Here is a 13154-nt window from a genome sequence, read left to right as displayed (position 1 = left end):
CTGCCGTGCCGCCGTCGCCGGCTGCCTCCAGGCAGGGCCGCCGTCAAGGCGATTGCATCAACTATCGAGCAATCAGGCGCCTGTGCATAACGATGAAATGGAAGAAGGTCATGCTCCACCCACATGACCCGGCACCCTGCTGGTGCGCCGCGGTGGCCCCAGGCCCGCCGCGCCCGGTCAGCCGGCCGACCCTGCCGCAAGCCGGTGCATGAGGCCCTGCGTCGAGGCATCGACGCCCTGCCAGTCGCCACTGTCCTGGCGCGCATGCAGCTGGCGCGCCAGGTGCTTGCCCAGCTCCACGCCCCACTGGTCGAAGCTGTTGATGCCCCAGACCGCACCGGCCGAGAAGACACGGTGCTCGTACAGCGCGATCAGTGCGCCCAGCGATGCCGGATCGAGCTGCTGCAGCAGCAGGAAGCTGCTGGGCCGGTTGCCCGCGCAATGGCGCTCTGCCCCTTCGCCGTGGCGCCCCTCCATCAGGGCCTGGGCCTGGGCAATGGCGTTGACGACCAGGCTCTGGTGGTGTGCGCCCAGGTATTTGCCGCCGTCGCGCAGCGCGATGAACTCCACGGGAATCACGTCCTGGCCCTGGTGCAGCATCTGGAAGAAGGCATGCTGGCCATTGGTGCCGGGCTCGCCCCAGATCACGGGCGCCGTGCGCACGGGCAGTGTCTGCCCGTCGCGCGTCACGCCCTTGCCGTTGCTCTCCATCTCCAGCTGCTGCAGGTAGGCGGTCAGCCGCCGCAGGCCATGGCTGTAGGGGGCAATGCAGCGGCTGGAGAAGCCGCAGAAATCGCGGTACCAGACGTCCAGCAGGCCCAGGCGCAGCGGCAGGTTGCCCTCCACGCCCGAGGAAAAGAAATGCGCATCCATGGCATGCGCGCCGTCCAGCAGCGCACGGAACTGCGCCGCGCCAATGGCGATGGCCACCGGCAGGCCGATGGCCGACCACAGCGAAAAACGCCCGCCCACCCAGTCCCAGAAACCCAGCGTGCGGCGGATGCCGAAGTCGGCTGCGGCCTGCACATTGGTGGTGAGCGCCACGAAGTGCCGGTCGATGGAGCACGCGGCCTGCGGGTCCTCGCTGCCGCCCTGCTCCAGGAACCACCGTCGCGCCGAGTGCGCGTTGAGCATGGTCTCGGCCGTGGTGAAGGATTTGGAGGCGATCAGGAACAGCGTGCTGTGCGGGCGCACGCGGCGCAGCACATGGCCGAGCTCATGGCCATCGACGTTGGAGACGAAATGGAAGTTCTTGCCCGCATCGACCCAGTCCTCCAGCGCATTGACCACCACTTCGGGGCCCAGGTGCGAGCCGCCGATGCCGATGTTCACGATGTCGGTGATGCCCTCGTCGCCACGCACCTGCTCGGCCAGGGCCAGCATGGCGTCCAGCGTCTCGTGCACCTGGCCCAGCGCCTCGTGCATGGCCGGCTGCCACTGCTGCACGGTGGCGCAGTGGCGCAGCTGGCCGCCGTCGCGCGGCATGCGCAGCAGCCAGTGCATGACGGCACGGCCTTCGGTGCAGTTGACGGGCTCGCCGGCCAGCATGGCGTCGCGCTGGGCCAGCACGCCGGCCTGCTGCGCCAGCTCGCGCAGCAGCTCTTCGGTGCGCTCGGTCCAGAGGTTCTTGGACAGGTCGGCAAAGACATGGGGCGCCTGCTGGCTCAGCGCGTCCAGCCGGCCCGCGTCCGCGGCAAAGGCTTGGCGCAGATCCAGGGTCTGGATGTCTTCGTGGAAATGGCTTTCAAGTGCCGGCCATGCCGGCAAGGTATTGCACAGAACGGGCAAGATCTTCATCCAATCAGTCTGCGGCCTGCTGCATCAATGCTTCGAGCTTGCGCGTGTCGGCAGCAAAGGCGCGAATGCCTTCGGCCAGCTTTTCGGTGCCCATGGCGTCCTCGTTGAGGGCCAGGCGGAACCCGGCCTCGTCGTAGTGCACGGGATCGAGCTCCAGGGTCCGCGCCGCCTCAGGGTCCAGGGCGCGCGCCAGGGGCGCATCGCTGGCGCCCAGCTGGGCCAGCAGTTCGGGGGCGATGGTCAGCAGGTCACAGCCGGCCAGTGCCACGATCTGGCCCGTGTTGCGAAAGCTCGCGCCCATGACCTCGGTGGCGATGCCGAAGTGCTTGTAGTGCTCGTAGATGGCGCGCACGGAACGCACGCCGGGGTCGTTGGCGCCGGCCATGGCGGCCTCGTCCCACTGGGCGCCGGCCTGCTTCTTGTACCAGTCGTAGATGCGGCCCACGAAGGGAGAGATCAGCTGCACCTTGGCCTGTCCGCAGGCCACGGCCTGGCAGAACGAGAACAGCAGCGTGAGGTTGGTGTGGATGCCGCGCAGCTCCAGCTGGCGCGCCGCCTCGATGCCTTCCCAGGTGGAGGCGATCTTGATGAGCACGCGGTCGATGTGCACGCCTTCGGCCTGGTACAGCTCGATCAGGCGCTCGGCACGTGCCACGGTGGCCGAGGTGTTGAACGACAGGCGCGCATCGACTTCGGTGGAGACACGGCCCGGAATGGTGTTCAGGATCTCGCAGCCGAAGCGCACCAGCATGCGGTCCATGACCTCGTCGAGGCTGCGGCCCTTGTACTGGGCCACGGTGGCACGCATCAGCGGTGCGTACTCGGGCTTTTGCACCGCCTTGAGGATGAGCGAGGGATTGGTGGTCGCATCCCGCGGCTGGAACTGGGCCAGTTGGTGGAAGTCGCCGGTATCGGCCACCACGGTCGTGTACTGTCGAAGCGCATCAAGCTGGTTCATGGAACATCCTTTGGGCGGGAGCCTGGCGAGGGGCGGCATCGCACCAGGGCGGTGCGGTTGTACCGGCAAATCCTCCGAGTGTATGCGCGCGCATGGTTTGCATCGGCGTCAGGAAAGTAAGCGAAGGCTGCCGCTCATGCAAAATGCGCGCTGGACCTGCCTTGCGGCAACCGCTTCCCTTCACCCACAGAACAACGCCCACCGCCTAATGCTGGACCGCATCACCGCCTCGCTGCCCTCGCTTGCTCCCGCCGAACAACGCGTGGCCCGCCTGGTGCTGGCCGATCCACGGGCCTTCGCACGGCAGCCGGTGCGCGAACTGGCCGAGCGCGCCCATGTCAGCAAGCCGACGGTGGTGCGCTTTTGCCGCAGCATGGGCTACGACGGCCTGGCCGACTTCAAGCTCAAGCTGGCCGGCAGCGTCAGCGAGGGCGTGCCCTTCATCCACCGCAGCGTGGACACCGACGACAAGACCAGCGACGTGATGGTCAAGGTGGTGGACAACGCCGTGGCCGCCTTCCTGCAATACCGCAATGCCGCCAGCACCACGGCCATAGAGCAGGCGGCGCAGGCCATCGCCTCGACCTGGCAGACGGGGCGGCGCATCGAGTTCTACGGCGCAGGCAACTCGGGCATCGTGGCGCAGGACGCGCAGCACAAGTTCTTTCGCCTGGGCGTGACCAGCCTGGCCACCAGCGACGGCCACATGCAGGTGATGAGCGCCACCCTGCTGGGACCCGGCGACTGCGCGGTGATCATCTCCAACTCGGGCCGCACGCGCGACCTGATGGACGCCGCCGACATCGCGCGCAAGAACGGCGCCACCACGATTGCCATCACCGCCAGTGGCTCGCCCCTGGCCTCGGCCTGCCACATCCATCTGGCCGCCGACCATCCCGAGGGCTACGACCGCTACAGCCCCATGGTGTCGCGCCTGCTGCACCTGCTGGTCATCGACGTGCTGGCCACCTGCGTGGCGCTGCGCATCGGCCCGGCCCTGCAGCCTGCGCTGGAGCAGATGAAGAACAACCTGCGGGCCAAGCGCTACACCTAGCACCGGCCCCCAGGCCCACCCGCCTCGTTCAGCCCTGCCAGCGCCTGAGCACCAGCGAGGCGTTGACGCCACCAAAGCCGAAGCCGTTGACCAGGGCATGCTCCATGGCCCAGGGCCTTGCCGCGCCGGCGATCAGGTCCAGCCCCTGGGCCAGGGGATCGGGCTCCACGAGATTGCGCGTGGCCGGCGCCATCTGGTCGCGCAGCGCCAGCACCGTGAAGATGGCCGCCACCGCGCCCGCCGCGCCCAGCAGATGGCCCGTGGCCGACTTGGTGGAGCTGATCGCCACGCCGCTGCCCTCGCCAAACAGGGAGCGCATGGCCGCCAGCTCGCCCCGGTCGCCCACGGGCGTGGAGGTGGCGTGGGCATTGAGGTACTGCAGCTGATCCGGCGACAGCCCGGCCATGGCCAGCGCCTGCGCCATGCTGCGGCGCGCGCCGTCGCCATCTTCCGGCCCCGAGGTGATGTGATAGGCATCGGCGCTGGTGCCATAGCCCACCACTTCGGCCAGCGGCACGGCGCCGCGCGCCAGGGCGTGGTCCAGCCCCTCCAGCACCAGGGCGCCCGCGCCCTCGCCCATCACAAAGCCGTCGCGGCCTGTGTCGAAGGGGCGCGAGGCCTCTTCGGGGCGGTCGTTGTATCCCGTGGAAAGGGCCTTGGCCGCCGCGAACGCACCCAGGCTCACGCGGTCGATGGCAGCCTCGGCGCCGCCGCACAGCGCCACATCGGCCTCGCCCGAACGGATCATGCGCAGGCCGTCGCCCACCGCCTGAACGCTGGCCGCGCAGGCAGTGACGGGGGCGCCCAGCGGACCCTTGAGTCCATGGCGTATCGACACATGCCCGGCCGCGAGATTGACCAGGAAAGACGGCACGGTGAAGGGCGACAGGCGCGACACCCCCCGGCTGTCCGTGGTGCGCACGGCCTGGGCAATGGCGCCAAAGCCGCCGATGCCCGAGGCAATGATGCAGGCCGTGCGCGTGCGCTCCTGCTCGCTGGCAGGCTGCCAGCCGGCCTCGGCCAGGGCCTGGTCCGATGCGTCCAGCGCCAGCGGAATGAAGCGGTCCATCTTGCGCTGGTCCTTGGGCGAGACCACGGCATCGATGTCCCAGCCGCCTTCCGGGTCCCGGGCCAGGTCGGGCACCTGGCCTGCCACCTGGCCCGGCACATCGGGCGCCAGATCCTCGGGCAGCCGGCCCAGGCCAGATGCGCCGGACAGCAGCCGCCGCCAGGCCAATTCAGTGCCCCGCCCCAGCGGCGAGACCATGCCCATGCCCGTGATGACCACGCGGCGAGGCAGGTGGGCCGCCGTATGGACCGTATGGGCCGTATTCATGAGCCGCTCCTGGCACACCGTGCGGAGGTCGGAGCGGTCCCAGGCAGCAGGCTGCGCAGAAGTGAACAGGCATTCATCGGTTCTTCCCTGTAGAGTGCACAGCCCCTGCAGAACATGGCGCACAGGCCATGGCAGGGGCTGATTTATGATGATGGCCGTCATCATAAACGTGTTTTGATAACGACCACAATCATTGGACAGCGCACATGAAAGTCACGAAAGCCCAGGCCGCGCAGAACCGGCAGGACATCCTCGAAGCCGCCGCGCGGCTGTACCGCGAGCACGGGCTGGACGGCGTCGGCGTGGCCGAGGTGACGCGCGGCGCGGGGCTCACGCACGGCGGGCTCTATCGCCACTTCGAATCCAAGGATGCGCTGGTGCGCGAGGCCTGCGCACGCGCCTTCGACTGGTCCATCGCGCCGCTGGACGGCCTGCAGGGTGAACAGGCCGGCAGCCTTGCCGCGCGCGTGCAGTCCTATCTGTCGCCGCAGCACCGCGACAGCCCCGGCGAGGGCTGCCCCGCTGCCGCGCTGGCCGTGGACGTGGCCCGGGCAGGCGGCGATCTTTCAGCGGTGTTCGCCGAAGGGGTGGAACGCAACATCGGCAGATTTGCGCGCGTGATCGGCACACTTGGCGACGATCAGGCACCCGATGCCACACAGCGCGCCCAGGCCATGGCCATGCTCAGCAGCATGGTGGGCGCCCTGGTCCTGGCACGCGCCACGGTCGCAGCCAATCCAGCCTTGTCCAACGAGATTCTGAAAACGGTGCAAGCCCACCTTCTTGCGCCCGAGGGCCAGGCCCGTTGACCCGCTCCGCCTGCGCTATACGTCCTGCGAATGCAGCGGCATGGCCTGCTCGATCAGGCTGGCGTGCAGGGCAGCGCCCAGCGGCAGCACTTCGTCGTTGAAGTCATACCGGCTGCTGTGCAGCGGCACCCCGGGCTGGGCGCCCGTGGATTGCCCCAGGCGCAGGTAGGCACCGGGCTTGTGCTGCAGCATGAACGAAAAGTCCTCGGCCCCCATGCTGGGCTCCAGCTGCCGGTCCAGGTTCTCCACCCCCACCAGCGACTGGGCCACATCGGCAGCAAAGGCGGCCTCCGTGGGGGAGTTGATGGTGGCGGGATAGATGCGCTCGTAGTTGACCTTGGCCGTGGCACCCAGCCCCAGCGCCACCGCGCTGCACAACTCCTGCAGGCGCTGCTCGACACGGTCCTGCACGGCGGGGTCGAAGGTCCGCACGGTTCCCACCAGCGTTGCCGTGCCCGGCATCACGCTGAAGGCGCCCAGGTCCCCGGCCTGCACGGCGCACAGGCTGATGACGGCACTGTCGATGGCGCGTACATTGCGCGAGACGATGCTCTGCACCGCCGTGGTGATGTGCGCGGCCGCCAGCACCACGTCCACCGTCTGGTAGGGATGCGCACCATGGCCGCCGCGCCCCGTGATCTCGATGGTGATGCGGTCGGCAGCCGCCATCATCGCGCCCATGTTGATGCCCACCGTGCCCGCACGCATGGCGGGCCAGTTGTGCATGGCATACACGGCCTGCATCGGAAAGCGGTCGAAAAGGCCATCGGCAATCATGGCCCGCGCGCCGCCGCGCCCTTCCTCGGCAGGCTGAAAGACCAGCACGGCCGAGCCGTCGAAGCGCCGCGTCGCGGCCAGGTAGCGGGCGGCGCCCACCAGCATGGTCGTATGGCCGTCATGCCCGCAGCCGTGCATCAGCCCCTGCTTGCCGGACTTCCAGGGAAATTCGTTGTGCTCGACCATGGGCAGTGCGTCCATGTCGGCACGCAGGCCCACCATGGCGCCCGAACTGTGGCCCTGCCCGCGGATCACGGCCACCAGGCCCGTGGTGCCCAGGCCTTCATGGATCTCGTCCACACCACACTGGCGCAAGGCCTCCTTGACGCGCGCCGCCGTGAAGCGCTCCTCGAATCCCAGCTCCGGATGCGCATGCAGCTCGCGGCGCAGCGCCGTCAGCTCCGGGTGGTACTGGGCGATCTGGGCAAAGGCCCGACCGCCTGCCTTGTATCGAGTGGCTTCCATAGCCTTGGTTCTTTCGCTTCGTTGGCCTGCGCATTACCTTAACGCAGGAAATCGCGCCCGCCCACCGTCAGCCCATCGACAGGAAACAAAAAGGCCTCCCGAAGGAGGCCTTTCGTTGCGCAGACGCCGCGTGCTCAGAAGCGATGGCGCAGGCCGACGGTGAAGCCCGTGCGCTTGGTGGCGCCATTGGCGTCCAGCATCACGCCCGAGCCACCGCTGGTCTTGGTGTGGTCCAGGGCCACATAGGCATCGGTACGCTTGGAGAAGGCGTAGTCGACCACCGCCACCAGGAAGTCTGCCTTGCCATTGAAATTGCCCGTGCCCGAGCCCGACTGCTTGGCATGGTAGTAATGCGCGCCCACATTGATCTGGGGCGTGATCTGGTAGCCGAAGCCCATCTTGTACATCTGGCGCTTGTTGGCGTCGCCGGCCACGAAGCCGCCGTTGGACGAGCCTGTCCAGAAGGAGTTGAGGATGGCCTGGTCGAATCCACCGCCTGCGGTTGCCGCCGGGAACGCGTCCTTGCGCTTGTTCAGGCCGTAGCCCAGGTTGACGTACCAGGGACCCACACGGTACGAGCCGCCCAGGGTATAGGCATCGACCTTGGTGCCGGCCGGCAGCGTGGTGCCCAGGTAGCCGGCGCCTGCGGAGATGCCGCTTTGCGAATAACGCAGATAGCCGCCGGCCGTCTTGATGGCGCCACCAGGGGCCACGCCGGTGCCGACCTTGTCGAAGGTGTTGTTCTCGTCGAACGAATACTGCAGGGCGCCGCGCACGGGGCCGAACTCGGCCAGGTACTTGACCATGTTGCTGGCGCGCGCGCCCATGGACATGCCGATTTCAGGCTTGTAGGCCTCCATGTACGGCGAGTACGGGAAGGAGGCATAGGTGGAGGTCACCAGGTCGAACAGCATGTTGTACTGACGACCCAGGGTGATCTGGCCGAAGCTCTTGCTGCGCAGGCCCACCCAGGATTGCTGGAAGTAGCTGGCTGCAGCCTGCTCGCCGGTGTCGGTGAGGAAACGGGCTTCCAGGTTGGCAATGGCTGCCAGACCGCCGCCCAGGTCCTCGGTGATGTTGATGCCCCAGCGGCTTTGCGACATGCCGCCGCCGATCATCTGGGTCTTGCCGCTCTTGGTCGGGCCTTCATTGGTGGTGTGGCGCACGCCGGCATCGACGATGCCGTACAGCTGCACGCTGCTTTGCTGGGCGAATGCTGCCAAGGGTGCCGTTGCTGCCAACACCGCCAGTGCCACGCTCTTTTTCACGAATGAAGAATTCATTGTGTTGTCTCTCTCTTGTTAACGATTGGTTGGTGGAAATTTCATTCTAGAAACGCTTTTCCCGCCTCGTCACCGTTGGCACAAGCACAACACAGGTCTTTCCCTAGCACAAAACAAAAGAGCCAGTCCGAAGACTGGCTCTTTTTTGCTTCAAATGGCAACTGGCTTACGCCAGCCGTTCATTAGAAAGCGTGGCGAATGCCGACTTGCACGCCAGTCTGGCTTTCGCCAGCTTGCACGCCACCAGCGTACACGCCCTTGGCTTGCAGGCCCAGGGTCGAAGCATCCTTGTTCTTCAGGAATGCCAGGTTGCCGTACAGAGCGGTGCGCTTGGACAGGTTGTGGACGTAGCCCAGAGTGATCTGGTGAGCCTTGGAGTCGATGGCCTTTTGGTCGTACAGAGCGTATTGCAGCTTGACTTCGCCCACGCCGCCGACGGGAGCCGAAGCGCCCAGCATGTAGGAGTTGGTCTTGATGTCGCCGCCGATGTCACGCTTGAACTTGGTCTGTTGCAGCAGGCCGCTCAGCTTGGCAACGCCGAAGTTGTACGAAGCACCCAGGGTGATTTCGTCACGGTCGGTAGCCAGGCCGCCAACGGCAGTCTTTTGCTGGGCCAGGCCCAGGCTGGCGCTCAGGGGGCCGTTGTCGTATGCAACGTAACCGCCGATGTAACGGCCGACGCTGTCAGCAGTACCGATGGTTTGCTTTTCGTCGAAAGCGTAGCCAAAGCCGGCGTTGAAACCGCCGAAGTTGGGGGTGTAGTACGAGATCAGGTTGTTAGCGCGGATGCCGTTGTCGTCGGCGCCTTGGCCAGCTGCCCAGTTACGGAAGCCCATGAATTGGCCGATACCGGTGGCGCTGAACAGGTCGTAGGAGGTCAGCTTTTGGAAGGTCGGGACTTGGTCACGGCCCAGGCGCACTTCACCGAAGTTGCCCGACAGGCTCACGGTGGAACGACGCTTGAAGTTGAAGCCGCTGGCGTTGCCATCGTCACCGAAGATTTCGCCTTCCAGCCAGAAGCCAGCCTTCAGACCACCACCCAGGTCTTCCGTGCCGCGCAGGCCCAGACGGCTCGTGGAAGCGCCGCTGGTGCCCAGGCCGTAACGGCTGTCGCCAGCTGCGTCCTTGTTCACGTAGGCAACGTTGGTGTCCACGATACCGAACAGGGTCACGGAGGATTGAGCCATTGCGGCGCCGGAAGCAGCCAGCACTGCCAGGGCAATCAGAGATTTTTTCATTACGAGTTACTCCAAGGTTTAGAAGGGCGCCGGTCGTGAGGAAGAGAGGCTTGGCCTGATGCTCCACCGGTTTCCCGCGCCAACCTCCTGGTGGGGAAGTTAGGGCCTATTGCACCAGACCACCGCTGCCCATGCAAAGAAATTCACCCACAAACGGGCATTACCCCCCGTTTTTCGTTGCACTGCCGCAACAAACCTGCAAGCCAACACAATCAGGCCCAACCCGAACATCGCGCCGGCCTTGTTGCGCTTGCACAAAGAGAGGGCATGGCGTCCTGGTGTACCGTTCAGACCCTGAATTTGCCAAGATTTTCCGCTCTAGGGACCGCCCATGGACAAGATACTGACTGCCGCCGATGCGGCGCTTCGCACCCTGTTTGCACAGCCTTCCGCCGCCGAACGCTCCCCGGCCGCCGGCATCGCGGAGGGAGAGCTGACCGAGGCACAGCGTCGGCTGTCGGGCGCCTTGATGCGCGTCAATCACGTCGGAGAGGTCTGCGCCCAGGCGCTGTACAACGCCCAGGCCATGGTGACGCGGGACATGGTGCTGCGCGAGCACCTGCTGGAGGCAGCGCGCGAGGAGACCGACCACCTGGCATGGACCCGCGACCGGCTCAACGCCCTGGGCGACCGGCCCAGCCTGCTGAACCCGCTGTGGTTTGCCGGCGCCTTCGCCATTGGCGTGGTGGCGGCCAAGATCAGCGACGCGGCCAGCCTGGGGTTTGTGGTGGAGACGGAGGCGCAGGTGTCCGCCCATCTGGAAAGCCACCTGGACCTGCTGCCCGAGGAAGACCGCGCCTCGCTGGCCGTGGTGGCCCGCATGAAGGATGACGAGGAACGCCATGCCGCCGCTGCGCGCGAAGCCGGTGCCCTGGAATTGCCGCCCCCCGCCCGCGCCCTGATGCGCCTGGCAGCCAAGGTGATGACGACAACAGCCCACCGCATCTAAACCTTCAGAAACATCTGAAACAGCATTCCATCCAAAAAAAGCGGGCCTTGCCCGCTTTCTTCATTTCAGGAGGGGCGCCGAGGCGCAAGCCCAGCCATCTGCGGCATCAGGCCTCGACGATGTCGAATCCCGTGGTGATCTCGGCCGTCTTGCCCAGCATGATGGTGGCCGAGCAGTATTTGTCATGGCTCATGGCGATGGCACGTTCCACCGCACCCGTGGGCAGACCCGTACCGCTGACGGTGAACTGCATGTGGATCTTGGTGAACACCTTGGGGTCCGCATCGGCGCGCTCCGAGGTGAGCTTGACGCTGCAGCCTTTGACGGCATGCCTGCCGCGCTTGAGGATCAGCACCACGTCATAGGCCGTGCAGCCACCGGCGCCGGCCAGCAGCATCTCCATGGGGCGGGGTGCCTGGTTCTGCCCCCCGTTGGCGGGGTTGGCCGCATCCGGCGCCCCATCCATATTGACCACATGGCCGCTGCCCGTTTCCGCCACGAAGCCCATGCCCGAGCGCATGCCGGTCGTGCCGCCTGTCCAACTCACTGTGCATTCCATTGTTGCGCCCTCAAAAAACTGTTGCTATTTTGCATCAACTACACAAAAACCCTGATTTTGTTGCAACGCAGCACCTGTCGTGCATACAATGCACCCAAGCGTTATCTGAAGGGTTAACCCGGACACCCCTCCAGATGGACTGCAGATTGTGAACCAACTTCGCTCTGCATCGCACCAGTTGTCTCCTCCACCTCCTCTATTGGTGGATTCAGCCCCCGGCTTTACAGCCTGGGGCTTTTTTTTGGTTTCGTCGCTCCCGGCCTGTGCAGGACGCTGCACTGCAGCATGATTCACAAGCGCCTATGATGGCCGCCTGACACCGACGGGCCGCCTCCCGGCCTGCTGCTCTCCAGCCTTTCGCCGACGATGAACCACCCCCTGACCCCTGCCGACTACCTGACCAAGATCCTTACCGCGCGCGTCTATGACGTGGCCGTGGAGTCGGACCTGGAGCCCGCCAAGGCGCTGAGCCGCCGCCTGCACAACAAGGTGCTGCTCAAGCGCGAGGACCAGCAGCCGGTATTCAGCTTCAAACTGCGCGGCGCCTATAACAAGATGGCGCACCTGTCGGCCGAGCAGCTGGAAAAGGGCGTGATCTGCGCCTCGGCCGGCAACCATGCGCAAGGCGTGGCCCTGGGCGCACGCAAGCTCGGCTGCCGTGCCGTGATCGTGATGCCGACCACCACGCCCCAGGTCAAGATCGATGCGGTGCAGGCGCTGGGCGGCGAGGTGGAACTGGCCGGCGAAAGCTATTCCGACGCCTACAAGCACGCCGTCAAGCTGCAAAAGGAAAAGGGCCTGACCTTTGTGCACCCCTTCGACGATCCCTACGTGATCGCCGGCCAGGGCACGATTGCCATGGAAATGCTGAGCCAGCTCCAAAAGCTGGGCAGCCCGCGCCTGGACGCGGTCTTTGTCGCCATCGGCGGCGGTGGCCTGATCTCGGGCGTGGCCAACTACATCAAGGCCGTGCGCCCCGACGTGAAGGTCATCGGCGTGCACACCAAGGATTCGGACGCCATGCTGCAGTCCGTGCGCGCCGGCCACCGCGTGGAGCTGGCCGACGTGGGCCTGTTCGCCGACGGCACGGCCGTCAAGCTGGTAGGCGAAGAAACCTTCCGCATCGCCCAGGGCCTGGTGGACGACTACGTGGTGGTCGATACCGATGCCGTCTGCGCCGCGATCAAGGACATCTTCGTGGACACGCGCTCCATCGTCGAGCCGTCCGGCGCCCTGGCCGTGGCGGCCATCAAGCAGTACGTTGCCAAGCACAAGACCAAGGGCGAGACCTATGCCGCCATCCTGTGCGGCGCCAACATGAACTTCGACCGGCTGCGCTTCGTGGCCGAGCGGGCCGAGGTGGGCGAGGAGCGCGAGGCCCTGTTCGCCGTGACCATCCCCGAGGAGCGCGGCAGCTTCAAGCGCTTTTGCGAAGCGGTGGGCAAGCTGCCCGGCGGCCCGCGCAACGTGACCGAATTCAACTACCGCATCAGCCACGAGAACAAGGCCCATGTCTTCGTGGGCCTGACCACGGCGGCACGCGGCGAGTCCGAGAAGATCGCCAGGAACTTCGAGAAGCAGGGCTTCGAGGCGCTGGACCTGACCTTCGACGACATGGCCAAGGAGCATCTGCGCCACATGGTCGGCGGCCATTCGCCGCTGGCGCAGGAAGAGCGCCTGCTGCGCTTCGTCTTCCCCGAACGCCCCGGCGCACTGTTCAAGTTCCTCAGCCTGATGGCGCCGACCTGGAACATCTCGCTGTTCCACTACCGCAACCAGGGCGCCGACTACGGCCGCATCCTGGTCGGCATGCAGGTGCCCGCCAAGGATGGCAAGAAATTCGACGCCTTCCTGAGCAATCTTGGCTACCCCTGGGTCGAGGAAACCGCCAACCCGGCCTACCAGCTTTTCCTCAAGTGACGGACCTGG

Annotated in this window: 11 protein-coding genes; 4 read left to right on the top strand and 7 right to left on the bottom strand. The window is 66.1% G+C overall.

Annotation, left to right across the window (positions count from 1 at the left end; translation table 11 throughout):
- Positions 1-177 precede the first annotated feature (177 nt).
- Both pgi and tal read right to left on the bottom strand, forming a co-directional pair.
- Entirely contained in the window at positions 178-1797 is a 1620-nt protein-coding gene (gene pgi, locus ACUTR7_RS23935) for a glucose-6-phosphate isomerase (protein WP_202758568.1), read from the bottom strand.
- 4 nt (positions 1798-1801) lie between these two features.
- Positions 1802-2755: a transaldolase gene (tal, locus tag ACUTR7_RS23930; protein WP_034397078.1), complete on the bottom strand. Its 954-nt coding sequence runs from the start codon at positions 2753-2755 to the stop codon at positions 1802-1804.
- Between the two features lie 208 nt (positions 2756-2963).
- Here tal and ACUTR7_RS23925 point away from each other — a divergent pair, with 208 nt between their 5' ends.
- Positions 2964-3809: a MurR/RpiR family transcriptional regulator gene (locus ACUTR7_RS23925; protein ID WP_016448717.1), complete on the top strand. Its 846-nt coding sequence runs from the start codon at positions 2964-2966 to the stop codon at positions 3807-3809.
- 28 nt (positions 3810-3837) lie between these two features.
- Here the strand turns inward: ACUTR7_RS23925 and fabF are convergent, their stop codons facing one another.
- Positions 3838-5145 (bottom strand): beta-ketoacyl-ACP synthase II, encoded by a 1308-nt coding sequence (gene fabF, locus ACUTR7_RS23920; protein ID WP_445609970.1) that lies wholly within the window; start codon positions 5143-5145, stop codon positions 3838-3840.
- A 206-nt stretch (positions 5146-5351) separates the two neighbouring features.
- Here fabF and ACUTR7_RS23915 point away from each other — a divergent pair, with 206 nt between their 5' ends.
- Entirely contained in the window at positions 5352-5954 is a 603-nt protein-coding gene (locus ACUTR7_RS23915) for a TetR/AcrR family transcriptional regulator (RefSeq protein WP_445609969.1), read from the top strand.
- Between the two features lie 15 nt (positions 5955-5969).
- Here ACUTR7_RS23915 and ACUTR7_RS23910 read toward each other — a convergent pair whose 3' ends face one another.
- From ACUTR7_RS23910 to ACUTR7_RS23900, 3 genes are all read right to left on the bottom strand, one after another.
- Positions 5970-7196 carry a M20 aminoacylase family protein gene (locus tag ACUTR7_RS23910; RefSeq protein WP_012207476.1) on the bottom strand — a complete coding sequence of 409 codons (1227 nt, stop codon included), beginning with the start codon at positions 7194-7196 and terminating at the stop codon, positions 5970-5972.
- A 134-nt stretch (positions 7197-7330) separates the two neighbouring features.
- Positions 7331-8479, bottom strand: a complete 1149-nt coding sequence (locus ACUTR7_RS23905) for a porin (RefSeq protein ID WP_043822103.1) — start codon at positions 8477-8479, stop codon at positions 7331-7333.
- A 182-nt stretch (positions 8480-8661) separates the two neighbouring features.
- A complete protein-coding gene (locus ACUTR7_RS23900; protein ID WP_071956829.1) occupies positions 8662-9717 on the bottom strand; it encodes a porin in 1056 nt (351 codons plus the stop codon).
- 331 nt (positions 9718-10048) lie between these two features.
- Here ACUTR7_RS23900 and coq7 point away from each other — a divergent pair, with 331 nt between their 5' ends.
- On the top strand, positions 10049-10666 hold the full coding sequence (gene coq7 / locus ACUTR7_RS23895; protein WP_445609968.1) for a 2-polyprenyl-3-methyl-6-methoxy-1,4-benzoquinone monooxygenase: 618 nt from the start codon (positions 10049-10051) through the stop codon (positions 10664-10666).
- A gap of 106 nt (positions 10667-10772) precedes the next feature.
- Here the strand turns inward: coq7 and ACUTR7_RS23890 are convergent, their stop codons facing one another.
- Positions 10773-11225 carry an OsmC family protein gene (locus tag ACUTR7_RS23890; RefSeq protein ID WP_012207481.1) on the bottom strand — a complete coding sequence of 151 codons (453 nt, stop codon included), beginning with the start codon at positions 11223-11225 and terminating at the stop codon, positions 10773-10775.
- 366 nt (positions 11226-11591) lie between these two features.
- Between ACUTR7_RS23890 and ilvA the strand changes: the two genes are divergently transcribed.
- Entirely contained in the window at positions 11592-13145 is a 1554-nt protein-coding gene (gene ilvA, locus ACUTR7_RS23885; protein WP_013800662.1) for a threonine ammonia-lyase, biosynthetic, read from the top strand.
- Positions 13146-13154 lie beyond the last annotated feature (9 nt).

Source organism: Delftia sp. NA_296.1 (assembly GCF_052692095.1).
The sequence above is the reverse complement of the archived record's forward strand: the minus strand, read 5'-3'. Positions and strand labels throughout refer to the sequence as shown.

What these genes read in the sequence shown, in the direction of transcription:
- pgi (WP_202758568.1), bottom strand. Translation starts at nt 1,797, where the DNA reads ATGAAGATCTTGCCCGTTCTGTGCAATACCTTGCCGGCATGGCCGGCA.
- tal (WP_034397078.1), bottom strand. Translation starts at nt 2,755, where the DNA reads ATGAACCAGCTTGATGCGCTTCGACAGTACACGACCGTGGTGGCCGAT.
- ACUTR7_RS23925 (WP_016448717.1), top strand. Translation starts at nt 2,964, where the DNA reads ATGCTGGACCGCATCACCGCCTCGCTGCCCTCGCTTGCTCCCGCCGAA.
- fabF (WP_445609970.1), bottom strand. Translation starts at nt 5,145, where the DNA reads ATGAATACGGCCCATACGGTCCATACGGCGGCCCACCTGCCTCGCCGC.
- ACUTR7_RS23915 (WP_445609969.1), top strand. Translation starts at nt 5,352, where the DNA reads ATGAAAGTCACGAAAGCCCAGGCCGCGCAGAACCGGCAGGACATCCTC.
- ACUTR7_RS23910 (WP_012207476.1), bottom strand. Translation starts at nt 7,196, where the DNA reads ATGGAAGCCACTCGATACAAGGCAGGCGGTCGGGCCTTTGCCCAGATC.
- ACUTR7_RS23905 (WP_043822103.1), bottom strand. Translation starts at nt 8,479, where the DNA reads ATGAATTCTTCATTCGTGAAAAAGAGCGTGGCACTGGCGGTGTTGGCA.
- ACUTR7_RS23900 (WP_071956829.1), bottom strand. Translation starts at nt 9,717, where the DNA reads ATGAAAAAATCTCTGATTGCCCTGGCAGTGCTGGCTGCTTCCGGCGCC.
- coq7 (WP_445609968.1), top strand. Translation starts at nt 10,049, where the DNA reads ATGGACAAGATACTGACTGCCGCCGATGCGGCGCTTCGCACCCTGTTT.
- ACUTR7_RS23890 (WP_012207481.1), bottom strand. Translation starts at nt 11,225, where the DNA reads ATGGAATGCACAGTGAGTTGGACAGGCGGCACGACCGGCATGCGCTCG.
- ilvA (WP_013800662.1), top strand. Translation starts at nt 11,592, where the DNA reads ATGAACCACCCCCTGACCCCTGCCGACTACCTGACCAAGATCCTTACC.